The 24,029-nt window shown below is 67.1% G+C and carries 21 protein-coding genes; 18 read left to right on the forward strand and 3 right to left on the reverse strand.

Translation table 11 applies throughout. The annotated features are described in order from the left end of the window. Positions 1–51: 51 nt before the first annotated feature. The 4 genes from BUF17_RS11405 to BUF17_RS11420 all read left to right on the forward strand — a co-directional run bounded on the left by BUF17_RS11405 (position 52) and on the right by BUF17_RS11420 (position 4,995). Positions 52–1,179, forward strand: a complete 1,128-nt coding sequence (locus tag BUF17_RS11405) for a sugar ABC transporter substrate-binding protein (RefSeq protein ID WP_428977642.1) — start codon at positions 52–54, stop codon at positions 1,177–1,179. Between the two features lie 231 nt (positions 1,180–1,410). Next, positions 1,411–2,976 (forward strand): sugar ABC transporter ATP-binding protein, encoded by a 1,566-nt coding sequence (locus tag BUF17_RS11410; RefSeq protein ID WP_073628708.1) that lies wholly within the window; start codon positions 1,411–1,413, stop codon positions 2,974–2,976. Then, a complete protein-coding gene (locus BUF17_RS11415; RefSeq protein ID WP_073628710.1) occupies positions 2,973–4,031 on the forward strand; it encodes an ABC transporter permease in 1,059 nt (352 codons plus the stop codon). Before BUF17_RS11410 ends, BUF17_RS11415 begins: the two co-directional genes overlap by 4 nt. A gap of 4 nt (positions 4,032–4,035) precedes the next feature. Next, positions 4,036–4,995, forward strand: a complete 960-nt coding sequence (locus BUF17_RS11420; RefSeq protein ID WP_073628712.1) for an ABC transporter permease — start codon at positions 4,036–4,038, stop codon at positions 4,993–4,995. 83 nt (positions 4,996–5,078) lie between these two features. On the opposite strand, the gene BUF17_RS11425 is transcribed toward BUF17_RS11420, so the two are convergent. Next, positions 5,079–5,918, reverse strand: coding sequence for an oxidoreductase (locus tag BUF17_RS11425; RefSeq protein WP_073628714.1), 840 nt, complete (start codon positions 5,916–5,918; stop codon positions 5,079–5,081). Between the two features lie 451 nt (positions 5,919–6,369). Between BUF17_RS11425 and BUF17_RS11430 the strand changes: the two genes are divergently transcribed. The 13 genes from BUF17_RS11430 to BUF17_RS11490 all read left to right on the forward strand — a co-directional run bounded on the left by BUF17_RS11430 (position 6,370) and on the right by BUF17_RS11490 (position 19,137). Next, complete coding sequence (locus tag BUF17_RS11430; RefSeq protein ID WP_073629256.1) at positions 6,370–7,368, forward strand: DUF4424 domain-containing protein; 999 nt, start codon at positions 6,370–6,372, stop codon at positions 7,366–7,368. A gap of 57 nt (positions 7,369–7,425) precedes the next feature. Beyond that, complete coding sequence (locus BUF17_RS11435) at positions 7,426–8,406, forward strand: isopenicillin N synthase family dioxygenase (protein WP_073628716.1); 981 nt, start codon at positions 7,426–7,428, stop codon at positions 8,404–8,406. Positions 8,407–8,890: 484 nt separating this feature from the next. Beyond that, the gene (locus BUF17_RS11440; protein WP_073628718.1) at positions 8,891–10,009 is read left to right on the forward strand and encodes a BMP family ABC transporter substrate-binding protein; all 1,119 of its coding nucleotides are present in this window, start codon (positions 8,891–8,893) and stop codon (positions 10,007–10,009) included. Between the two features lie 258 nt (positions 10,010–10,267). After that, positions 10,268–11,332 carry an ABC transporter permease gene (locus BUF17_RS11445; protein ID WP_073629258.1) on the forward strand — a complete coding sequence of 355 codons (1,065 nt, stop codon included), beginning with the start codon at positions 10,268–10,270 and terminating at the stop codon, positions 11,330–11,332. Between the two features lie 58 nt (positions 11,333–11,390). Then, on the forward strand, positions 11,391–12,317 hold the full coding sequence (locus BUF17_RS11450) for an ABC transporter permease (protein ID WP_073628720.1): 927 nt from the start codon (positions 11,391–11,393) through the stop codon (positions 12,315–12,317). 8 nt (positions 12,318–12,325) lie between these two features. Beyond that, a complete protein-coding gene (gene biuH, locus BUF17_RS11455) occupies positions 12,326–13,066 on the forward strand; it encodes a biuret amidohydrolase (protein ID WP_084564509.1) in 741 nt (246 codons plus the stop codon). After that, complete coding sequence (locus BUF17_RS11460; RefSeq protein ID WP_084564511.1) at positions 13,063–14,607, forward strand: ABC transporter ATP-binding protein; 1,545 nt, start codon at positions 13,063–13,065, stop codon at positions 14,605–14,607. Before biuH ends, BUF17_RS11460 begins: the two co-directional genes overlap by 4 nt. A 23-nt stretch (positions 14,608–14,630) precedes the next feature. Next, a complete protein-coding gene (locus BUF17_RS11465) occupies positions 14,631–15,329 on the forward strand; it encodes a cysteine hydrolase family protein (RefSeq protein ID WP_073628722.1) in 699 nt (232 codons plus the stop codon). Next, entirely contained in the window at positions 15,313–15,516 is a 204-nt protein-coding gene (locus BUF17_RS11470) for a DUF4089 domain-containing protein (RefSeq protein ID WP_073628724.1), read from the forward strand. Before BUF17_RS11465 ends, BUF17_RS11470 begins: the two co-directional genes overlap by 17 nt. 54 nt (positions 15,517–15,570) lie before the next feature. Beyond that, positions 15,571–17,022 (forward strand): AtzE family amidohydrolase, encoded by a 1,452-nt coding sequence (locus BUF17_RS11475; RefSeq protein WP_084564513.1) that lies wholly within the window; start codon positions 15,571–15,573, stop codon positions 17,020–17,022. Then, entirely contained in the window at positions 17,019–17,822 is an 804-nt protein-coding gene (locus tag BUF17_RS11480) for a 5-formyltetrahydrofolate cyclo-ligase (RefSeq protein WP_073628726.1), read from the forward strand. Before BUF17_RS11475 ends, BUF17_RS11480 begins: the two co-directional genes overlap by 4 nt. A gap of 45 nt (positions 17,823–17,867) precedes the next feature. Next, positions 17,868–18,290, forward strand: a complete 423-nt coding sequence (gene hpxZ, locus BUF17_RS11485; RefSeq protein ID WP_073629266.1) for an oxalurate catabolism protein HpxZ — start codon at positions 17,868–17,870, stop codon at positions 18,288–18,290. Between the two features lie 124 nt (positions 18,291–18,414). Next, complete coding sequence (locus tag BUF17_RS11490) at positions 18,415–19,137, forward strand: GntR family transcriptional regulator (protein WP_084564515.1); 723 nt, start codon at positions 18,415–18,417, stop codon at positions 19,135–19,137. An 87-nt stretch (positions 19,138–19,224) separates the two neighbouring features. On the opposite strand, the gene atzF is transcribed toward BUF17_RS11490, so the two are convergent. Beyond that, positions 19,225–21,072 carry an allophanate hydrolase gene (gene atzF, locus BUF17_RS11495; protein ID WP_073628728.1) on the reverse strand — a complete coding sequence of 616 codons (1,848 nt, stop codon included), beginning with the start codon at positions 21,070–21,072 and terminating at the stop codon, positions 19,225–19,227. Between the two features lie 393 nt (positions 21,073–21,465). Between atzF and scpC the strand changes: the two genes are divergently transcribed. Next, positions 21,466–22,971: a succinyl-CoA:acetate CoA-transferase ScpC gene (scpC, locus tag BUF17_RS11500; RefSeq protein ID WP_073628730.1), complete on the forward strand. Its 1,506-nt coding sequence runs from the start codon at positions 21,466–21,468 to the stop codon at positions 22,969–22,971. Between the two features lie 37 nt (positions 22,972–23,008). On the opposite strand, the gene BUF17_RS11505 is transcribed toward scpC, so the two are convergent. Next, positions 23,009–24,025, reverse strand: coding sequence for a hypothetical protein (locus BUF17_RS11505; protein WP_084564517.1), 1,017 nt, complete (start codon positions 24,023–24,025; stop codon positions 23,009–23,011). Positions 24,026–24,029: the final 4 nt, after the last annotated feature.

The raw sequence follows: 24,029 nt of genomic DNA on the forward strand, positions 1-24,029 counted from the left end.
CAACAAGAACAGACACCCCGAACGGGTGGTTTGAACACAAGGGAGGATATGATGCGGTTTGCCAAAATCTCCGCGGCTGCGCTTGCGGTGTTCATGTCGGCGACGGCTTTGGCCGTTGCCGGTCCGAAGGAAGTCAGCGGGCCGGGTGCCGAACCCGCGTGCTTCGCGCCATGGGATTCCAGCACCGGCTACCTGCAGTGGCCGAAGGCCGAGGCGCCGTTCAAGATCGCGGTTGTAAACGGTTTCGTCGGCAATCTCTGGCGCATTCAGATGGTGCAGACTGCCAAGGCGTTCGTCGAACAGCCGGACATCAAGGGCAAGATCTCGAGCTTCAAGATCGTTTCGACCGGCAATGACGCCGCCGCCCAGCTCGGCGCCATCGAGGACTTCATCAACCAGGGTTACAACGCCATCATCGTCGATGCCGTTTCGCCCGACGGTTTCGATCGCGTCATCCGCCTCGCGGACAAGAACAATGTCGTCATCGTGCCGTTCGACAACACCCTCGATACCGACAAGGTCATTCAGGTCAACGAGAACCAGTTCGAGATGGGCCGCCAGTGGGGCGAGTTCCTCGTCAAGGAACTGAACGGCAAGAAGGACGCCAAGATCCTCGAAGTGCGCGGCGTGCCGGGCAACTCGGTGGATCGTGATCGTCACGAGGGCATCCACGAGGCGTTCAAGAACGCCGGCGGCAACTACCAGGTCGTCGAAGTGGTGGGCAACTGGGACGACGGTACCGCCCAGAAGGTCGTCGCCGATGCCATCGCCGTGAACGGCCAGTTCGACGCCATCACCGCCCAGGGCGGCGACACCGGCGTTGTTCAGGCGCTCATGGCCGCGAAGCATCCCTGGGTGCCGTTCGCCGGCGAATCCGAGAACGGCTTCCGCAAGGCGATCGCGACCTACTCGTCCGAGGGTCTGAAGGGTCTTTCGATCGGCCAGTCGCCGGGCCTCGTCGCCATCGCCATCAAGGCGGCGATCTCGGCGCTGGAAGGCTACCCGATGCCGAAGAAGATCGCGGTGCCGCTGCCGAGCGCCGACTACACCAACCTCAAGGACGACGTGAACTACTGGTCCAAGCTGCCGGACAATTTCTTCACGGTGAACGCGTTCCCGCCCTGCAACGTGAACATCACCGCGACCGAAATCATGTCCCACAACCAGGAAAACCAGTGATCGGCACGTTCCGCGGGCTCGAGCCGAAGCGCGGGACAGCCGCCGCGGTCGGATCGCTCCCTGCCGGGGCCTTCTGGCACCGACAGGCCGTTCCGACCTGAATCAAGACGACACCCGGCTTCAAGGCCGGGTGTCGCGTTCCGGGTTCGGCAGGCCAGCGCAAACGGCCCGATATCAGTCCGAACACCGGTCTCGTCATCGAAGTATTCCGGGCGTACGACAGGAGCCGACGTGTCCTCCTCCACTGCCTCCTCTCCGCCGTTTCTCCAGCTTTCCAATGTCGGCAAGACCTATGGCGGCGTTCGCGCCCTGGAAGGCGTCGATCTCACCTGTCGGCGCGGCTCGATCCACGCCATCATGGGCGAGAACGGAGCCGGCAAGTCGACCCTCATCAAGACGGTTGCCGGGGTCGTGCGGCCGACGACCGGCGAGATCCGGCTGGAGGGCGTGCCCGTCAATTTCCACGGGCCGGCCGAGGCGAACGCGCAGGGCATCGTCTGCGTGTTCCAGGAACTCTCGCTGATGCCCGACCTGACGGTGGCAGACAATATCTGCGCCGCCGCCCCGCCGCGCCGCGGCGGCCTGATCGACATGAAGGCCCAGCGCCGCATCGCCGAGGAACTGCTGGCGAGCATCGGCTGCGAGGACGTTCATCCGCTCGCGAGCGTGCACGACCTGTCGCTCTCGCGCCGGCAGATGGTCGAGATCGCCAAGGCGCTCGGCAAGAAGCCGAAGCTGCTCATCCTCGACGAGGCGACCTCCGCGCTGACGCGCCGCGACGTCGAGACCGTCTACGCGCTGCTGGAGCGGCTGCGCGACGAGGGCCTGTGCTTGCTCTACATCTCCCATCGCCAGGCGGAGATCGAGAAGCTCGCCGACACCATTTCCGTGTTCCGCAACGGCCGCCACATCGAGACCTTCTCGAAGGGCACGCGCACCAACGACGAGATCGTGCGCATGATGATCGGCCGCGAGATCACCGCGCATTTTCCGCCGAAGCCGCCGCCGCCGCCGGCTTCGGCCGAACCGCCGCTGCTTTCGCTGGAAAATCTGTCCTGGGACCGCCAGCTCAAGAGCATCTCGCTCGACGTGCGCAAGGGAGAGATCGTCGGTCTCGGCGGCCTCGACGGCCAGGGACAGAAGGAACTCCTGCTCGCGCTCTTCGGCGTGTTGAAGGGCGTCTCTGGCACCGTTCGGATCAACGGCCAGCCCGCACCGCTTCACGGCCCCGTCGATGCCAAGGAAAGGCACGCACTCGCCCTTATCCCCGAGGACCGCAAGACCGAGGGGCTGATGCTGAACATGTCGATCGCCGAGAACCTGATCGCGGCGAGCTTCGACAAGATCGCCCCGGCCGGTATCGTCGACCGGGCTCGCGAGAAGCAGGCCATCGACGAGGCCATCCGCCGGCTGCAGATCAAGGTCAGCGATCCGCACAACCCGGTCTCCACCCTGTCGGGTGGCAACCAGCAGAAGGTCGTCATTGCCAAGTGGCTGATGACAGGACCGCAGGTGCTGCTGCTCAACGATCCGACGCGGGGCATCGACGTCGGGACGAAGCAGGAAATCTATCGCCTGCTGCGCGATCTCGCGGCGGAGGGCACGGGCATCCTGTTCTACTCGACCGACTATGAGGAACTGATCGGCTGCTGCGACCGCGTCGCCGTGCTCTATGACGGCCACGTCGTGGCCGAGCTTTCGGGTGCCGGTCTTAACGAACATGCGCTCATCGAAAGCGCACTCAACCTGGGACCAGCGGGGGCCGTGGCGCCGGCGCATGAGGAGGCCCTGTCATGACCACTGCCACCGCCACCGGCGACATCGCCATCCGGCTCCGGCGCCATCGCGGCCTCATCGTCGCGGTGATCACGTTCGCGGTGCTCTACGGCATCTACAACCTCAATCACCCGCGCGGCTTCTCCAGCCAGGTGATGGTGCAGAACAGCACAGAGGCCTTCAGCCTCGTGATGCTGGCGATGGCCCAGACGATGCCGGTGCTGATGGGCGCGGTCGATCTCTCGGTCGGCGCGGTCATGACGCTGTGCAACTGCCTTGCGAGCGTGCTCCTGAGCGGCTCTCCACTGCAGATCGCGCTCGGCGCCGTGCTCTGCCTCGCGGCCGGCACGGCGTTCGGCGCGGTCAACGGCCTCATCGTCGTCTATGGCCGCCTGCAGCCGATCATCGCGACGCTTGCCACCGGTGCCGTCGCGATCGGCATCGCGCTCTATATCCGCCCGACTCCCGGCGGATCGGTCGACGACGACCTCTCGTGGGCCCTCACCAACACGGTGTCGGATTTCCTCGAGACCTACGGGCTGTTCCCGGACGGCCTACCGGGATGGGCGCGCTTCGTCGGAGCGATCCCGGTGCCGCTGATCATGGCTGTCATCCTCGCGTTCCTCTGCCGGACCATTCTCGCCCGCACCGTGATCGGCCGCACGATCTACGCCATCGGCTCGTCGGAAGGCGCGGCCTACATGTCGGGCCTGCCGGTCGCCCGGGCCAAGATCGCGGCCTTCGCCCTCTCCGGTTTCTTCGCCGCATGCGGTGGGCTGTTCTTCGCGCTGCAGACATCGTCCGGCAATGCCGACATTCCGCAGGCGGGTGCCTACACGCTGAACTCCATCGCCGCGGTCGTGCTCGGCGGCACATCGCTGATGGGCGGCAGCGGCGGCGCCATCGCCTCGCTGTTCGGCGCGCTGATCCTGCGGACGATCTCGTTCAGCTTCCGCATCTTCAGCGTCGATCCGCTGATCCAGCCTCTGGTGGAAGGCGGCATCCTGCTCGCCATCGTCAGCTTCGGCGCGGTCCATCTTCTGCGCGTCAAGAACACCCTCGAACTGGTGCGGTAAGTCCATGGCGTTCCCGAAGGCTGGCCGCCTCGGCCCCGACAACTTCCCCATCGTCGTCGCGCTGTGCTGCATCGTGCTGATCCTGGCGGGCGGCTCGGTCTACACCGTCAGCACCAACGGCACGTTCTCGTTGCTGTCGCCGTCCTATCTGCTGCAACAGCTCCAGATCGGCGCCTTCCTCGGCATCGTGGCGAGCGGGGCGATGCTCGTCATCCTGCTCGGCCACATCGATCTCTCCGTTCCGTGGACGCTCACCGCGGGCGCGATGATGGCGACGGCCGTCGGCGGGCCGCTCGCCATCCCGGCGGGCATCGCCACCGGCCTCGCGGTCGGGCTGGTGAACGGGCTCGGGGTGACGCTCCTGCGCGTGCCGTCGATGATCTTCACCCTCGGCGTCAACGCGGTGATGGGCGGGCTGATGGTTGCTTACACCGGCGGTTACGCGCCGCAGACCGACGCGACGCCGCTGATGCGCTTCCTCGCGAGCGGCCGCATCCTCGATATTCCCGCCAATGCCCTGTTGTGGCTCGTGGTCGCGATCGCGATCTCCAGCATGCTGCGCTTCACCGCGTTCGGCCGGCAGATCTACATGATCGGCAACAGCGAGGCGGCGAGCTATCTGTCGGGCCTGCGCATCCGCCGCATCGCCATCGCGACATTCACGCTCGCGGGCGGCCTTTCCGGTCTCGCCGGCGTGCTGCTCGCCGGATATTCCGCCAAGGCCTACCAGGGCATGGGCGAGCCGTACCTGTTGCCGGCGATCGCGGCTGTCGTCATCGGCGGCACCAGCATTCTCGGCGGTCGCGGGCGCTATGCCGGCACCATCGTCGGCGTGCTCCTGATGGTGCTCCTGAACTCCGTGCTCTCGATCATGCAGATGCCCGAGGCCGGCCGTCAGATCATCTATGGCGTCGTCATCACCGCGATGCTGCTGATCTACAGCCGCGAAGGCGCGCGACGCTGACGAAGCCTCACCGGCGGGGGCGGCACTTGAACCGCCCCTGCCGTAATCTCACCCGGCGTGACATGGATCCGGCGTGACATGGATCAGGCGTCGGGGAAGTCCGTGGAGATTCCCAGCTCCCGCAGGCTTTCGATCTCGGCGAGGCGTTCGCGCAGCTTCGTCGTGACGGCATTGACGCCGAACGCGCCGAGCACGAGGTGCCTCGGCGCCTTCTCCATGTCCGTGATCTGGATGATCGCCTGCGCCGCGCGGACGGGGTCGCCGGGCTGCCGGCCGCTGATGGCCTTGGTTCCGGCAAGGCGCGCGCCGGCCGTCTCGGCATAGTCCGGGATGCGGTTCGGCGTCTGCACGAGCGAGCGCCCAGCCCAGTCGGTGCGGAACGGCCCCGGCTCCACGCAGGTCACCTGGATGCCGATCGGGCCCGCCTCGGCGGCCAGCGAATCCGACCAGCCCTCTACCGCATGCTTGCTGGCGGCGTAGTAGCCGGAGCCGGGAAAGCCGATAAAGCCGGCGACCGACGTGATGTTGATCACGCGGCCATGCCGCTGCGCCCGCATGATCGGCAGGATGGCGCGGCTGATTGCGAACAGGCCGAACACGTTGGCGTCGAACTGGCGGCGGATCTGGTCTTCCTCGCCCTCCTCCACGGTCGCCATGTAGCCGTAGCCCGCATTGTTCACGAGGATGTCGATCCGGCCGAAGCGCTCGAACGCCGCCTTGACGCCGGCCTCGATCTGTCCGGCGTCGGTGACGTCGAGATCGAGCGCGAGCGTGCTGTCTTCATGTCCCGCCACGAGGTCGGAGAGCCGCGCCTTGTCGCGGGCTGTGAGCACCACGCGATCGCCGCGCGCGATGACCTGTGAGGCAAGCTCTCGGCCGAAGCCGGTCGAACAGCCGGTGATGAACCAGACGGGGGTGGTCATATGCAGGCACCTCTTCTTGTGTGTTCTGGAACCGCGGTCGTGCGCAAGGGGCCGGGGGAACCGTCGCAGGTGGCCGTCATCGGCGGCGGTCAGGGTCGACCTGCCGGCGGGACTGCCGGACGGGCGATGGATACGTCCTCCGCCGAAGCCCGGGATCGCCGGCGGTCTGCCGGAGACGAGCGGCAGAACCGGCCGGTCTCGCCACAACGGAGCCGGCCTCCCGCGCACCAAAGCGGCAGGGCCGGTGGGAGCGGAACCCTGCGGCATTATACTCATCCCCCGCCCCGTGTTCTGCAAGAACGTTCCGGTAGGACTTCGACAGGACCTTGCGTTAGAGTTCCGACGGGGAAAAATTCAATCGATCTCAGATAGGGGCTTTGTGGTGCGTTTGATCCATTCGGGCGATCGATCGTGGCTCCATGTGCGGCGCGCTTTCCGGCCGGCCATCGCGATGTGGCTTGCCGTTGCTGCGGGGCTCGGCCTGGCCGCACCGGCGAGCGCCAACGACTCGACCGCCGAACTCGCGACCGGCGGCCTGCGCCTCGTCCAGGATCCCGACATCCGCATGGACTCGGAGGACCTGTTCCTCTCGATGAAGGAAATCCGCGTCCGTTACGTCTTCCACAACACGTCGGACCAGCCGAAGACCGTTCTCGTCGCCTTCCCGCTGCCGCCGCTTCCCGCCGCGACGGATGGCGGTGTCGCGCCGGCGATGCCGAGTTGGACGTCGGAGACGAACTTTCTCGACTTCTCCACCGAGGTCGACGGCAAGCCGGTCGACATGTCCCTTCAGGAGAAGGCGACGGTTCTCGGTATCGACCAGACCGATCTTCTCAAAAGCCTCGGCGTGCCGCTCAATCCCAACGGCAAGGCGACCAGCGACGCGCTTGAGAAGGTGCCGACCGACCGCTGGAGGGAACTGGAGGAGCGCGGGCTCGTGCAGGTCTGGCCGGGCTCGTCCGACAGCCCCGGCGAACTCCACCAGCAGTGGACACTGGAGGCGATCTATTACTGGCAGCAGACCTTTCCGCCCAATCAGGACGTGGTGGTCACCCACCGCTACAGGCCGAGTGTGGGCCTGACGTCCGGGATCACCTTCGAGCAGCAGCCGGAAGCTGGCGATTACGCGCGACGCTTCTGCACGGACAAGGCGTTCCTCGGCGGCGTCGCCAAGATGCAGGCCGAATGGAAGCGCACCCAGAAGGATGGGCTCTATCCCGTGGAAGCCCGCCTCGACTACATCCTGAAGACCGGGGCGAACTGGGAAGGCACCATCGGCAACTTCCGCCTGGTGATCGACAAGGGCACGCCGACCGGTCTCATCAGCACCTGCCTCGACGGCCTGCGCAAGATCGGGCCGACGCAGTTCGAGCTGGTGCGGAAGGACTTCGAACCGACCGGCGACATCGCCATCCTTTTCGCTCTGCCCATCTCGGCTGTGCAGGAATAGGGGTTAGCGACCGCCCTGCCTTTTCTTTCCATAACGCGACCCTGAAAGGTGCAATCGATGTCCGATCCGTCCTCCGCCGTTTCGTTGCCCATCGTCGACCTGACGCCGATGCGCGAGGGCCGACCGGGCGGGACCGCTGAGGTGGCGGCGCAGATCGGCCACGCCGCGCGCGGCATCGGCTTCTTCTATCTCGTCGGCCACGGCATCGCCCCGGAGGTCACCAAAGGCGTCTTCGATGCCGCCGCGACTTTCTTCGCCCTGCCGCCGGCCGAGAAGGACCTTTTGTCGATCAAGCGCTCGGCGCACAACCGCGGCTATGTCGCCGTGCTCGGCGAGAGCCTCGATCCGAGCAAGCCGGCCGATCTGAAGGAAGGCTTCAATATCGGCCTCGATCTTGCCGCGGACGATCCCCGCGTGCTCGCCGGCGAGCCGTTCCGAGGGCCTAACCTTTGGCCGGGCCTACCCGGCTGGCGCGAGACCATGCTCGGTTACTACGATGCCGTCTGGCGGACCGGGCTGCTTTTGCACCGGGCCATCGCGGTCGATCTCGGGATGCCCGAGACCTTCTTCGACGACAAGTTTGACCAGCCGCTCGCGACGCTGCGGCTGCTGCACTATCCGCCACAGCCGGCGAGCACGGCGCCCGGCCAGCTCGGCGCCGGCGAGCATACCGACTACGGCAACCTCACCCTGCTCCTCACCGACGAGGTCGGCGGGCTGGAGGTGCGCCGCCGAGACGGCGGGTGGATCGCCGCACCCTCGATCGAAGGGGCTTTCGTCTGCAACATCGGCGACTGCCTGATGCGCTGGACCAACGACGTCTATGTCTCGACCCCGCATCGGGTCGTCAACGCGGAAGGCCGCGAGCGCTATTCGGTGCCGTTCTTCCTCGATCCCAATCCGGATGCGGCGGTCGTCTGTCTGCCCACCTGCACGGATTCCGAGCATCCGCCGCTCTATGCCCCGACCACGGGCGCTGCCTATCTCAAGGAGCGGCTGGACGCGACCTACGCCTTCCGCCGCCCCGCCGCCGGCTGAACGAAGCCCGCTCGGCCGCCCGCAAAAAGCCGGCAAAGCGCCCGCCTCGCATCCGAACGCGACCGGCCCGCACGGCGGCCGGAGGTCGCGCGTGGCGGTGCGCGTATGCCGTCCCTTCACAATGCCCGGCATTTCCAGGGGACAGCAGGCTGGCAGTGGCGGCCGTGCATGACCATATTTTGCCTATATATTAGGCGAATTTACCCCTCACGCCTCGCATTGTATGCAATTTGACTTCGTATTCCATGATTGTATGCAATCCGGCTCGATGCCGGCGCTCAAAGGGGCCGCGCAGACGCCCACCGTCGCGGTTCCCTCCGCCGTAGCGAACGAAATAACCCCGATTTTTCAAGGCGAAGGATAGTCTCCCGTTTCTTCATCCAACGGAACGCGATGGCTTGGCACGGAGGTTGCGAAGAGAACGCCGGCAGATTGCGGCCGGGCGAAACGATGCCGGGGCCGCCTCGATGGGGAGAGTCGACGAATGCAGCGTTTCATGATTTCCCGCCGGTCCCTGATGAAGAGCGCAGCGGTCGGTGCGCTCGGACTGACCGCCGGCGCCCTGCCCTTCCGGCCGGCGCGCGCTGCCGGCGACCTCACCATCGGCATCGTCTATGTCGGCCCGCGGGACGACTTCGGCTGGAACCAGGCGCACGCCGTTGCCGCCGAGGCGCTGAAAAAGGTGCCGGGCGTGACCGTGGTGGAAGAGGAGAACGTTCCCGAGACGATCGCCTGCGCCAAGACCATGGAGAGCATGATCGAGCTCGATGGTGCGGGGCTGATCTTCGCCACCTCGTTCGGCTACTACAATCCGTATGTGATCGACACGGCGAAGAAGTATCCGGAGGTCCAGTTCCGCCATGCGGCCGGGCTGTGGACCGACAAGGACCCCAAGAACGCCGGCTCCTATTACGGCTATCTCGATCAGGCCCACTACGTCGACGGCATCGCCGCCGGCCTGATTACGAAATCGAACAAGATCGGTTTCGTTGCCGCCAAGCCGATCGGCACCGTGCTCCTGAACATCAACTCGTTCACCATGGGCGTGCGCAAGAACAACCCGAACGCCACCGTTCAGGTGATCTTCACCGGCGAGTGGTCGATGCCTGTGCGCGAAGCCGAGGCCACCAACGCGCTTGTCGACGCTGGCTGCGATATCATCACCTGCCACGTCGACAGCCCCAAGGTCGTGATCCAGACCGCGGAGGGCCGCGGCGTGAAGACCTGCGGCCACAATGCCGACCAGGCCCCGCTGGCGCCGAAGGGCTTCATCACCGGCGCCGAATACAAGTGGGCGACCATCTACAAGGAATTCGCCGACATCCTCACCTCCGGCGGCGAACTGCCGAACTTCGTGCGCGGCGGCTATGACCGCGACTACGTGCAGAACAGCCCCTACGGAGCCGGTGCGACGCCGGAGGCGATCGCCGCCGCCGACAAGGCGAAGGAAGATATGCGCGGGCTGATGCCGGTCTTCGTCGGTCCGCTCAAGGACAACACCGGCAAGGAGGTCATTCCCGCCGGCACCGTGCACAAGCCTTACGACGTGTGGCTCGAGCAGACGAGCTTCCTGGTCGAAGGCGTTTCCGGCTCCATCACCTGACGCGACGATCGGGCGCCGCGACGGCGCCGGGCGCGGAGACGACCCCGCCCTTCGGACACACCCGGAGCGGCGGGGCGACCAGCCTCCCGCCATGATTCCGTTCAGATGACTCCATGCCCGTCTCCGCCCGGGCATCCACCGTGCCTTCCAACCCCGATCGAGCTGGCCGTCGCCGCCGGACAGCCCGTTCAATCAAGGAGTGAGCCAGTGGCCGACATCACCCGGAACGGCAGCGAGGGTCTCGCCGCATCGTCCGCCATGACGGAATGGGCCGACCGGCTGCGCCGGTCGTCCGAGTTCGTGGTCATCCCGCTGCTCGCGCTCGTCGTTTCCGCGCTGCTGTTCTCGGTGTTCCTGCTGCTCGTCGGAAAGTCGCCCGGCGAATTCTACCTGCTGCTGTGGCGTGGTGGCTTCGGCACCGGCTTCTCCTGGCAGAACACGCTGATCCGAGCGACGCCGCTGATCTATACCGCGCTCTGCGTCGCCATTCCTGCCCGGCTCGGGCTCGTGGTCATCGGCGGCGAGGGCGCGTTCGTGCTCGGCGGCTTCGCGGCGGCCTGCGCGGCCCTGCCCTTCGTCGGCTGGGATGCGCCCTACATCGTCATGCCGGTGATGGTGCTGGCGGCGGTGCTGGCGGGCGGAATCTGGATCGGCATCGTCGGCGCGCTGCGCACCTATCGCGGCGTCAACGAGACCATCTCCAGCCTGCTGATGTTCTACATCGCCGTGGCCTTCATGAACTTCTTCGTCGAAGGCGCTTTGCGCGATCCGTCGAGCCCGAACAAGCCATCGACGGTGGGCATCGGCGACCAGAACATGGTCGGCGACATCCCCGGCCTCAGCGTCCACTGGGGCCTCGTGGTCGGCGTCGTGCTCGCCATCGCGATGTGGTTCCTGATGAACCGTACGACCTTCGGCTTCGCGGCGCGACTGACGGGCGGCAACGTTCGTGCGGCCAAAGCTCAGGGCCTGCCGGTCGGCTTCCTGATCGTCGCCTCCTGCGCGCTGGCGGGCGGCTGCGCCGGGCTTGCCGGCTATTTCGAGGTCGCGGCGATCCAGGGCAAGGCGAACGCCTCGCTCGTCGCCGGATACGGCTTTGCCGGCATCCTCGTCGCCTTCCTTGCCCGCCAGAACCCGCTCGCCATCGTGCCGGTCGCGATCTTCCTCGGCGGCATCACGGCAGCGGGCGGGTTGATCCAGCGGCGCATGGGTCTGCCCGATGCCACCGTGCAGGTGCTGATGGGGCTGATCTTCCTCGTCCTGCTCGTGTCGGAGACGCTTTACGGCCGCTTCTCGATTTTCAAGCCCCGCGGGTCGCGGTGACGGCGGTCCTCGCGGCCAGGCGTCCCCGCAATTTCACGCAACAGGTGGGATTTTTCAGATGAACGAGACCGATCTCGGATGGATGACGGTTCCCCTGGCGATGTTCGCCGGCGCGATCCGCGTCTCCACGCCGTTCCTGTTCGTCAGCCTTGGTGAGTGCCTGACGGAGAAGTCCGGCCGCATCAATCTCGGCCTCGAAGGCACGCTCGTCTTCGGTGCGATGACCGGCTACGCCATCGCCTACCTGTCTGGCTCGCCGTGGCTCGGCGTGCTCGCGGCCGGCGCATCCGGCTGTCTGTTCGGCGCGATCCACGGCTATATCTGCAAGCTGCCGAAGGTCAACGACATCGCCATCGGTATCGCGATGATGCTGTTCGGCACCGGCATCGCGTTCTTCCTGGGCAAGCCCTTTATTCAGCCGCAGGCGCCGCACCTGCCGTTGATCCCGCTCGGCGCGTGGTCGGACATTCCGCAGGTTCAGGTGGCGCTGGAGATCAACCCGCTGTTCATCGTCGGCATCGTGCTGGCGTTCGCGATGTGGTGGGCGTTCCGGAACACGAAGTGGGGCCTGATCGTGCGCATGACCGGCGACAGCGCGCCGGCCGCGCTCGCCATGGGCTATTCCGTCGCCTGGGTCCGCTTCATCGCCACCACCATCGGCGGATTCTTCGCCGGCGTCGGCGGCGCGTTCCTCTCGCTGTCCTATCCCGGAAGCTGGAGCGAGGGTCTATCCTCCGGGCAGGGTCTGATGGCGGTCGCGCTCGTCATCTTCGCGCGCTGGAACCCGGTCGCCTGCCTCGGCGCGGCGTTGCTGTTCGGTGCCGCCGGAGCGCTCGGCCCGGCGCTGCAATCGGTCGGCATCACCCAGGGCTATTATTTCTTCAACGCCGCTCCCTACCTGCTGACGCTGTTCATCATGATCGCCTCCGTCTCGCCGAAGCGCTCGCTACGCGGCGCGCCGGGCGAACTCTCGATCACCAAGTGAGGGCCGCCATGTCACTGTCGCTTTTACAGGCTCCCGAGGCGCCGGCAGATGCCGAGGCCGGCGGCGAAGGCCGAATCCATGTCGACGCCGCGCCCTATCCCTGGCCGTTCGACGGCGACCTTCGCCCGGCGAACACCGCCCTCATCATCATCGACATGCAGACCGATTTCTGCGGTCCCGGCGGCTATGTCGACGCCATGGGCTACGACCTCACCCTGCCGCGGGCGACCATCGCGCCGATCTCGCGCGTGCTGGCTGCGATGCGCGCGAAGGGCTTTCACGTCTTCCATACTCGGGAGGGACACAAGCCGGATCTCTCCGACCTGCCGGAGAACAAGCGCTGGCGCTCGCGCCGCATCGGCGCCGGCATCGGCGACCCCGGCCCCTGCGGCAGGGTGCTGGTGCGCGGCGAGCCGGGCTGGGAGATCATTCCGGAACTCGCGCCGATCGACGGCGAGCCGATCATCGACAAGCCGGGCAAGGGCTCGTTCTGCGCGACCGATCTCGAACTGATCCTGCGCCTCAAGGGCGTGCGCAACATCGTGCTCGCTGGCCTCACGACGGACGTGTGCGTGCACACCACCATGCGCGAGGCGAACGACCGCGGCTTCGAATGCCTGCTGCTCGAGGATTGCTGCGCGGCGACAGACCCCGCCAACCATGCCGCGGCGATCTCCATGATCCAGAAGCAGGGCGGCGTGTTCGGCGCCGTCGCCTCGTCCTCCCGCCTTCTCGAGGTGCTGTCATGAGCGCGACCGCTGCTGCCCTCGCCCCGGCGCCGCGCGCCGCAATCGGCCTCTCGACCGCCGGCATGACCAAGGTCTTCGGTCCCCTCGTCGCGCTCGACGACGTGTCGCTCGATGTCCGGCCGGGCACGATCCACACCTTGCTCGGCGAGAACGGCGCCGGGAAGTCGACCCTCGTCAAGTGCATCATGGGCTTCTACCAGCCGACGAAGGGGCAGGTTTATGTCGACGGGGCACCGGTCACCATCGCCTCGCCGCGCGACGCCCACGCGCTCGGCATCGGCATGGTCTACCAGCATTTCACCCTGGTGCCCTCGCTGACGGCGGCCGAGAACCTCGTCATCTCCCGCGCCGATCCACCTGCGGTGATCGATTGGCGCGCCGAGATGAAGGCCCTCGCCGGCTTTCTCGACCGGATGCCGTTTCGGGTTCCGCTCGACGTACCGGTCGCCTCGCTGTCGGCCGGCGAGAAGCAGAAGCTCGAAATCCTGAAGCAGCTCTATCTCGACCAGCGCTTCCTGATCCTCGACGAGCCGACCTCCGTCCTGACGCCGGGCGAGGCCGATGAGGTGCTCGGCCTGCTGCGCGGCATGGCGACCGCCGGCGAACTAACGATCCTGATGATCAGCCACAAGTTCCGCGAGGTCACCGCCTACGCTGACGATGTGACGGTGCTGCGCCGCGGCCGGCTCGCCGGAAAGGGCGCGGTCAAGTCGCTCTCTGTCGACGAGATGAGCCGCATGATGATCGGCGACACCCGGATCCGCGAGCGCGCCGCCCGCAAGCCGTTCGAGGGCGCGGCAACGGTGCTCGAACTCGCCGGCCTGTTCGCGCTCAACGACGGCGGCCTGCCCGCAGTCGATGGCGTCAGCCTCAAGATCAAGGCCGGTGAGATCGTCGGCATCGCCGGCGTCTCCGGCAACGGCCAGTCGGAGCTGGTGGAGACACTGTCCGGCCAGCGGCCCCTCGAAGACGGCCGGCTGTTCATCCACGGCAAGGCCTACGAGCCGGTGCGCGAGCAGATGGACGGCTACAAGGTGTTCGGCCTGCCCGAGGAGCCGCTGAAGAACGCCGCCGTCCCGCAGATGACGGTTGCGGAGAACATTGCCTTCCGCTCCTTCGACAAGCCGCCGATCGCCTCGCTCGGCTGGTGGCTGTCGCCGAAGGTCATGCGCTCGAAGGCTCGCGAACTGATCGCCTCCTACCGCGTGAAGACGCCCTCGCCGGACGAGCCGATCCAGAACCTCTCCGGCGGAAACGTCCAGCGCGCGATCCTTGCCCGCGAGCTTTCCGGCGATGTCGAGGTGCTGATCGTCGCCAATCCCTGCTTCGGTCTCGACTTCGCCTCCGTCTCGGAGATCCGGTCCCAGATCATGGACCAGCGCAACCGCGGTGCCGCGGTCCTGCTGGTCTCCGAGGATCTCGACGAGATCCTCGAGCTCGCCGACCGTGTCGCCGTCATGTCCGGCGGCCGCATCGACTATGTGGTCCCGATCGCCGAGGCCGACCGCACCTCCATCGGGCGCGCCATGGCCGGGCATTGAACACAGCCGACAGGAAAGACATCATGACCGCCCCCATCACCGTCGATGCGCAGCCGTTCGCCTACAGCTTCGATCCGGCCCGGACCGCCCTGATCGTCATCGACATGCAGCGCGATTTCATCGAACCCGGCGGGTTCGGCGAGACCCTCGGCAACGATGTCGGGCTGCTGCAGGCCATCGTCCCCACGGTCGCGGACCTGATCGGCCTGTTCCGGTCACGCGGCTGGCTGGTGATCCACACCCGCGAAGGCCACAAGCCGGATCTCTCCGATTGTCCGCCCGCCAAGCGCGAGCGGGGAGCACCGTCGCTGCGCATCGGCGATCCCGGCCCGATGGGCCGCATCCTCATCCACGGCGAGCCCGGCCACGGCCTCGTCGAGGCCTGCGCCGCGCTGCCGAGCGAGCCGGTGATCGACAAGCCCGGCAAGGGCTCGTTCTACGGCACGCACCTTGGGGTGCTGCTTGCCGATCACGGCATCACTCACCTTGTAATCGCCGGCGTGACGACGGAAGTGTGCGTGCAGACCACCATGCGCGAAGCGAACGACCGAGGATACGAGTGCCTGCTGGTCGAGGACGCCACGGAGAGCTACTTTCCAGCCTTCAAGGCGGCGACGCTCGACATGATCCGCGCCCAGGGCGGCATCGTCGGCTGGACCGCTCCCCTCGCCGCCCTGAAAGAGGCCGTCGCCCGACGGATGCCCGATGCCCTCAGCGCCTGAAGCCACCGCCCCGTTCGACGCCGAGGCCCACGTCGCCCACATGACCGGCGTCCTCGGCCTGACGATCGCGCCTGAATGGCAGGTTGGCGTGGCCGCCAACATGAGGGTGACCGCCACCCAGGCCGCGCTTATCACGGCCTTCCCGCTTGATGATCACGTCGAGCCCGCCTTCGCGTTCGAAGCCTGAGTATACCCGCTACGTTCACGTTTTTGCTTGCCGCCGCGTTGGAGTGAGACCGCGATGGACCAGAGTGCGCCCGGAGGCTCCGGCCTCGAACCCGTGACCGCGTTGCTCGATGGGCCGGCCGGTGCCATCGCCGACGCGGTCAACGGAAGGCGCGTCAGCGCGCGGGTGGTCGCCGAAGCCGCGCTCGCGCGGATCGCGGCCGCAAATCCCGTCGTCAATGCCTTCACCGATGTCACGGCCGCCCGGGCGCTCTCGGAAGCCGACAGCGTGGATGCTGCCATCGCCCGGGGCCGGACATTGCCGCTCGCCGGGGTGCCGTACTCGGTCAAGAACCTGTTCGATATCGAGGGCGTCACCACGCGCGCGGGCTCGCGCATCAATCGCGATCATCCGCCGGCAACAGCAGACGGCCCGCTCGTGTCGCGAGCGAAGGCGGCCGGAGCAATCCTCACAGGTGCTGTGAATATGGGCGAATATGCCTATGACTTCACAGGTGAAAACGTCCATGATGGCAACGCGCGCAACCCGCACGATCTCGACCGCATGTCCGGCGGCTCCTCCGGCGGATCGGGAACGGCGGTGGCCGCGGGCCTGTCTTCGTTCTCGCTCGGCTCCGACACCAATGGCTCGATCCGCGTGCCATCCTCCTTTTGCGGTCTGCTCGGCCTGAAGCCGACTTTCGGTCGCCTCAGCCGCTCCGGCACCTTCCCGTTTACGCCGAGCCTCGATCATCTCGGTCCGTTCGCCCGTTCCGCCCGGGACCTCGCGCTGATCTTCGATCTCCTGCAGGGTTGGGATGACGGCGATACGTCGCTGGCGCGTCGCCCGGCCATTGCGACACGCGACACGCTGGACTTGGGCCTCGGCGACCTGCGGATCGCCCGCGCCGGCGGCTACTTCACCGAACGCCTCGGGCCGGACGCCGAGGCGGCGATGAAGATCGTCGCCGATGCGCTCTCAGTCGACCGCGTCGTCGACGTGCCGGAGGCGCACCGCGCCCGTGCCGCAGCCTATGTCATCACCACGGCGGAATCGGCCACGGTGCATCTCGACCGCCTGCGGAAGCGGGCGGGCGACTTCGACCCCGCGACCCGCGACCGCTTCCTCTCCGGGGCGATGGTGCCGACGCCGTGGTATGTTGCGGCTCACCGCTTCCGCTCCTGGTTCAAGGCCTCGATGGCCCGCATCTTCGAGAGCGTGGATGCGCTGATCGCGCCGGCGACGCCGTTTGCCGCCCTTCGTTCGGGAACCGCCACCATCACGCTCGGCGGCGTGGAGCTGCCGGCGCGGCCGAACATCGGCATCTTCACCCAGCCGATCAGTTTCGTCGGCCTGCCGGTCGCGGCGGTTCCGGTATGGCCGCAGGGTGACGAGGGTCTGCCGATCGCCGTTCAGGTGATCGCGCCGGCCTGGCGGGAGGATATCGCGCTGCGGATCGCCCACAGCCTGCAAGAGACGGGCGTGGCACGTGCGCCCGTCGCGCGGCAGTTCCGGGGCAAGACATGACAGACGGCCGCGAACGCGTCGCGCGCTGGGCAGGCCGCAACGGCGAGAAGGACACGCTCAGGAGTGAAGTTTGGGCGCGCATGGTCGCGCTCGGGATCGATGTAGGCCCGGTTGAAAGCCGCATCCCCAATTTCGTCGGCGCGGACATGGCGGCCCTTCGCCTCTCCCGGCTGCCGGCGTGGCAGAACGCCCGGGTCGTGAAGTGCAATCCCGATCCGCCGCAGATCCCTGTTCGCCTGCGGGCGCTTTACGACGGCAAGATCGTCTATGCTCCCGTGCCGGAACTCGTTGAAGGCCTGCCGTTCGTGCGCCTCGATCCGGCCGCGCTTGCCGGGGCTGGCATCCAGTTCGAGTTCGCCGCGACCTCCCAGGGTTTCCTGCAGGTCGGCGAGCCCGTCCAGTTCGAGGACATGGAGATGCTCGATTTCGTCGTTGTCGGCTGCGTGGCCGTGAGCCGCGCCGGTGGCCGGACGGGCAAAGGCGGCGGCTTTGCCGATCTCGAACTCGGCATATTCCGGGAACTCGGCAAGCTCGGTCCCGCGGCTCCCATTGCGACGACGGTTCATTCCTGCCAGGTCGTCGCGGACGATCTGTTGCCGATGATGCCCCACGATTCCGCGCTCGACATCATCGCCACGGACGTGGAACTGATCGAAACCCGCACCGCGTTCACCCAGCCGGGCGGCGTCGCCTGGGAGGAGGTCCAGCCGGACCAGTATGCCTCGATTCCCTTCCTGACCGACCTGCGACGCCGGATCGAGCGGAACCGCGCCGGTGCGGATGCGGGCTCGCCGGAATGAAGCGTTTCGCCGGCCACGCGGCCGGCCTGTACCGGAGTGATCGTCTTGCCGTCTGCGCCTTCGTCCGCCGTTGAAATCGACATTCCCGAGGTGAAGAGCGACCTCGAAGCCGTGTTCGCACGGTATGAGGCCGCCCTCGTCACCAACGACGTCGCGACGCTCGACGCCCTCTTCTTCGATGCGTCGTCGACCATCCGTTACGGCGAGAACGAGAACCTCTATGGCTTCGCGGAGATCGCGGCATTCCGGGCACGCCGGTCGCCGCTGTTTCTCGGCCGCAAGCTGGAGCGTACCGTCATCACCACGTTCGGCCGGGACTACGGCGTCGCCTCGACGCTCTATCGGCGTGAAAGCGCGACCGGCCGTCTCGGCCGCCAGAGCCAGACATGGGTGAGGTTTCCGGATGGCTGGAAAATCGTCGCGGCGCATGTCAGCGCAATCGACGATCCCGCTACCGTGGGCAGTTGACAGGGTCGATTGACAATCCTGCCGGCCGCGTTCAAGTGAAACCGGAGAGGGATTTGACGGGGCTGCGGGCTCCTCCCGGTCATCCGCACGGCAACCGCCTTCGGCACGTACGAGAACGGATCCCATGCCATCATCCGATTCGCCCGAATCCGGTTCGAGCGGCGAGGCCGGCACGGTGCCCCTCCGCGGCGCCGCATCTGTCAAACCGCGGCGGACGCGCGCGGAGGATCTGCGGCTTCAGCTTGCCGACGAGATCGTCCGCGGCGTGCTCTCGCCGGGCACGGCACTCGACGAGATCGGTATCGCCACCCGGTTCGGCGTGTCGCGCACGCCGGTGCGGGAGGCGCTTCGCCAGCTTTCCTCGAGCGGCCTCGTCGAGCTGCGCCCCCACCGAGGCGCCGTCGTCACCAGGCTGTCCGAAGAGCGGCTGATGGAGATGTTCGTGGCGATGGCGGAACTGGAAGCCGTTTGCGCCGGCCTCGCCGCGCAGAACATGACGGCGGCCGAGCGGCGCGAACTCGAAAGCGTCCACCGCGCCCTCTGCGATCTCGTCGCCGCCGGCGATCAGTTGCGCTATGCCGAACTGAACGAGGTCTTCCACGGCACGCTCTATCGCGGCGCCCACAACGACTATCTCGCGGAATTGACCTTCGCGACCCGCTCGCGCCTCACGCCGTTCCGCCGGGCCCAGTTCCGCACAATCGGCCGGCTCGGCGAATCCTATGAAGAACACGATCGGGTGGTGCAGGCGATCCTGCGCGGCGACCGCCTCACCGCGCAGCAGGAAATGCGCGCCCACATCGGCATCGTGAAGAACAGCTTCGACCGCTACGCCGAGGCGCTCTGACACCTCGGCGGGCACGGCCGTCGGAGCAGGTCCGGCAGGCCGGCAATGCCCCGGGCTGCACCGCCCCGGGACATATCTTGCTCGTGGTCATGCGTCGGTCGTGGCCTGGACATAGGCGCGCCAGCCGCCGAACCCGGTGATGTCGAGCGCGCCGTGCACCCCGATCGCCTCGCACAGGAAGCCGGGGACGGCGCTGCCGTCCGCCAGACGTACGGAGCCGATGGTGAGCGGCGCCGGCACCTTCGCCACGAAGTCCGCAAATCCTGCCGGCGGCAGCGCCCAGATCTCGAGAGCGATCTCCTCGCCCTCCTCCGGGCCGACACGCAGCAGGCCCGGGCGCTGCGCACCCTGTCCCTGCCGCGCCAGAGCATAGAGCCGGTAGTGCGGTCCGGTGTGCGTCCCGCGCACGAACTGGCCCCCGCGCGACGTGAGTTCACCGTTGAGCGGCATGCCCGAGAGGTGTGCGCCGACGACACCGAGTTCGATCAACGGCCCGGACGCAGAGACGGCAGATGCCGGCGCAGCGGCCGCCGGCGCCAACGTCCTGCCGGCCGGGCTATCCGGCTGCGGCCGGCCGGTGGCGCCGAGCGGAGTCGCTGCCCGGGCATGGAGCGCGGCGCCGAGCGGCGCGAGGAAACCGTCGCGACCGGCGGGCGCGATCAGGGTGACGCCGGCCGGCAGGCCATCGCCGCGGAATGGCCCGGGCACCGCGAGCGCGCAGAGATCGAGCAGGTTCACGAAGTTGGTGTAGGTGCCGAGCCTGCTGTTCGGCCCGATGGGATCGGTCTCCAGCTCCGCGATCGTGGCGATGCCGGGAATCGAGGGCACCATCAGCGCATCGATCTCCTGCCAGAGCGGAGCGGCCTCGCGAGCAAGTGCCGCGAGGCGATAGCGGCCGACGAAGGCATCCACCGCCGAGAACCGCCCGGCACCGGAGATGATCCGTCGCGTCACCGGCAGCAGGGCTTCGATGTCGGAACTGAGGAAATCCCGGGCGCCGGCATAGCGCTCCGCCACCCATGGCCCGTCATAGAGCAGCGAGGCGACGGCAAACAGCGGCGACATGTCGACCGGTACGAGCCGCGCACCGGCGTCTTCCGCCAGGGCAAGCGAGGCGTCGAACGCGGCCTCCGCGTTCACGTCGCCGAAGAAGCGCCGGCTCGCCGCATCCGGAACCCCGAGCCTGACCGAAGGGCGCGTGAGAACTTCCGGTTGGAACGGCACCGGCCGCGAGAACGGATCATCGGCATCGTAGCCGGCAGCGACGGAGGTGATAGCGACTGCATCCGCGACCGTCAGGGCAAATACCGAAACGCAGTCGAGCGTGCGGCATGCGGGTACCACGCCGCGCGTCGACAGCAGCCCCAGGCTCGGTTTCAGCCCGACCACGTTGTTGAGCGCGGCCGGCACGCGGCCGGATCCGGCGGTATCGGTGCCGAGGGCGAAGCTGACGATGCCGCGGGCGACGGCCACGCCAGACCCGGAGGACGAGCCGCCCGGCACGACGGCCGGGTCGAACGGGTTCAGCGGCACGGGATAGGGCGTACGCACGCCGACGAGTCCGGTCGCGAACTGGTCGAGATTGGTCTTGCCAACCGGCAGCGCGCCCGCCGCGACGAGCCGTTCCACGACCGTCGCCGAGCGCTCCGGCCGATAGGCGAAGGCCGGGCACGCCGCCGTCGTCGGCAGCCCGGCGAGATCGATATTGTCCTTGATCGCGAACGGCACGCCCCACAGCGGATAACGTTCGGCATCGAACGGCGGCAGCGCCCGCGCCATGGCCATGAGAGTCTCACGGTCATGAATCGCGATGAAGATCCCCGGATCATCCGCCTCGGCGAGGCGCTTGAATACCTGTTCGATCACCTCCACGGGGCTGAGACCGGCGGCATAGGCGGCGTGCAGGCGAACCAGGTCGAAGTCGAGATCGGCCATGGCGGCTCCCGGGCTTGCGGTGGAGGATTCCCGGATTGTATGCAAGTTTCACGCCTGTCGTCATGTATACAATTCCGACAGCATGTGATTTTCCATGAACTTGTGGAATCGACTTCGACGCTCACGCCCGCCAGCATCCTGCCGACTGCCGAAAATGCCTTCAAATTGGGCAATCAGGAGCGCTCGCAGCGAGCCGGAGCATCGCCCGCGACGACCTGCCTGCGCGACGACGCCTCTTGAAACTTGATCCAGCGCAGCGGCTGGAAACGGATCCGTGTTAAATCGGGCGTCTGCTCCGAAAGGCGAATTCCGGCGCATCTCACGGCGCGCTATTCCCGTTCGTCACCCCCGGACAGAAAATCTGCCGCCATGCCGCCCGCACGAGGAAACGCCATGCCCACGACCCGGATTCGCCGCGCCTCGCTTCTCGACCGCGTCGTGACCGCCGAGGAGGCTGCCCGCTACATCCGCGACGGCATGACGGTCGGGATGAGCGGCTTCACCCGCGCGGGCGAGGCGAAGGCGGTACCGATGGCGCTGGCCCAGCGCGCCAAGACCGATCCGCTCAAGATCACTCTGATCACCGGCGCCTCGCTCGGCAACGACCTCGACAAGACCCTCGCCGAGGCCCACGTACTTTCGCGCCGCCTGCCCTTCCAGGCCGATCCTTCGCTGCGCAAGGCGATCAACGCCGGCGAGGTCATGTTCGTCGACCAGCATCTCTCCGAAACGGTGGAGATGCTGCGCGCCCGCACGCTCGGGCCGATCGACGTCGCGGTGGTGGAGGCGGTCGCGATCACAGCCGACGGCGGCATCGTGCCGACGACGTCCGTCGGCAACTCGGCAACGTTCGCCATCCTCGCCGAGAAGGTCATCGTCGAGATCAACACTTCCCAGCCGCCGGAACTCGAAGGCCTGCACGACATCTACATCCCGACCCGCCGTCCGACCCGCCAGCCGATTCCCGTGATGGCACCGGACCAGCGCGTCGGCCTGCCGTTCATCCCGATCGACCCCGACAAGATCGTGGCCATCGTGATGACGGAGAAGCTCGACAGCTCCGCCTCGGTTCAGGCACCGGACGAGGATACCCGGGCGATCGCCCGCCATCTCATCGGGCTGCTGGAGCGCGAGGTCGAGCTCGGGCGGCTGACCCATTCGCTTCCGCCGCTGCAGGCGGGCATCGGCTCGGTCGCGAACGCCGTGCTGCACGGCTTCATCGATTCCCCGTTTCACGACCTCACGATGTATTCCGAAGTGCTGCAGGACAGCACTTTCGACCTGATCGATGCCGGCAAGCTCAACTTCGCGTCCGGTTCATCGATCACGCTGTCGGAAGCGAAATATCGCGCCGTGATCCCCAACATCTCGCACTACAAGAACCGGCTGGTGCTGCGGCCGCAGGAGATCAGCAACCATCCTGAGGTGGTGCGACGTCTCGGCCTCATCTGCATCAACACGGCGCTGGAGGTCGATCTCTACGGCAACGTCAATTCCACGCATGTCGGCGGCACGCACATGATGAACGGCATCGGCGGCTCGGGCGATTTCGCCCGTAACGCCTCGCTGTCGGTGTTCGTCACCAAGTCCATCGCCAAGGACGGCCGCATCTCGAGCGTGGTGCCGATGGTCAGCCACGTCGACCATAATGAGCACGATGTCGACGTCATCGTCACCGAGGTTGGCATCGCCGACCTGCGCGGGCTGGCCCCGCGGGAGCGCGCGCGCGAGATCATCGCCAACTGCGTGCACCCGTCCTATCGCGGAGCGCTCGAGGATTACTTCGAGCGTGCTCTCAAGCGTGGCGGACAAACCCCTCATATCATTGAGGAGGCGCTGTCCTGGCACGTGCGGTTGCGCGAGACCGGGACGATGCTTCTGCCCGAGACCGTGGCCTGAAAGGCGACGGGCGGGTAAAGTCCCGCCCATCCTTCCGTCAGAGCGCCTCGAAGCGGAAGCTGTAGCTCGTCTTCAGCGGGGCGCCGGGCGCGAAGCGCGTTGCGGTGCCGACGCCGGCGGCACGCAGCGGCGATGCCGGATTGAGCCCGTGGGCATAGCCGAGGTCGAATGCGGCGGAGATCGGCTCCACGCCGAGGCCGAGGAAGCGCCCGTTCCACGGCGCGAACTTGCGCCCGCGATTGGAAACCCAGAGCAGCAGCCCGGGCAGCACGGCGGCGTCCCAGTCCAGGATGGTACGATAGCGCTCGGCATGGTTGGTGAGGATCACCCGCCCGCCATGGTCGGCCGCAATCAGCAGTTCCTCGGCATCGCGGTCGAGCGGCAGCCGGGCGAAAGACAGCGTGGAGCCGTCCATCATCGGCACGGCATCGAGGCCCGGCACCACTTGACCGTGGGCCGCGCGCGACACGCCCTTCTCGAACTCACCCGGATAAGTGAACACGCGGACCGGGCCCTCGAACCCGATCTCGAAGGCGCCGGGCTCCTCAGGCAGCGCGAAGGTCGGGTGCAGTCCCCACGGCATCTCGCACGATCGCCGCGCCGTGATCTCCACCACCACCGAGATCATCGCCTCACCCGGCAGAACGTGGATCGCACGCGAGACGCGCTCGATCGGCATCTCCTCGGGAAAGTCGAAGTGGCAGGCCAGATGGTCCGGCGAGCACGAATCGAGCACCCAGGGCTCGTTCGCGACCGCGCCGTGGCCGTAGGCGTCCGGCGAGGCGAGATCGCGGTTCACACCCGTCATCCAGTCGGGGAGCAGGTCCGTGCGCGGCTTGCCAGGAAGCCCGAACGGCAGGCAGGTCCAGTCGCCACGTAGCCCCTGCAACAGCGGCCCGACCGGCGGCTCGAACCGCTCGTCGGCCCAGGGCGCGACCTTGAACGGGAACACCTTGCGGCCGTCGTCGAGCACGATCTCCACCGGCGCCATCATCGCCCCGGTCGGCCGCACCGCGATGTGGCCCCGGTCCCAGCCGAGCGTCCAGTCGGTCATGACT

It is taken from the genome of Pseudoxanthobacter soli DSM 19599, from assembly GCF_900148505.1.
GTDB classification, from domain to species: domain Bacteria; phylum Pseudomonadota; class Alphaproteobacteria; order Rhizobiales; family Segnochrobactraceae; genus Pseudoxanthobacter; species Pseudoxanthobacter soli.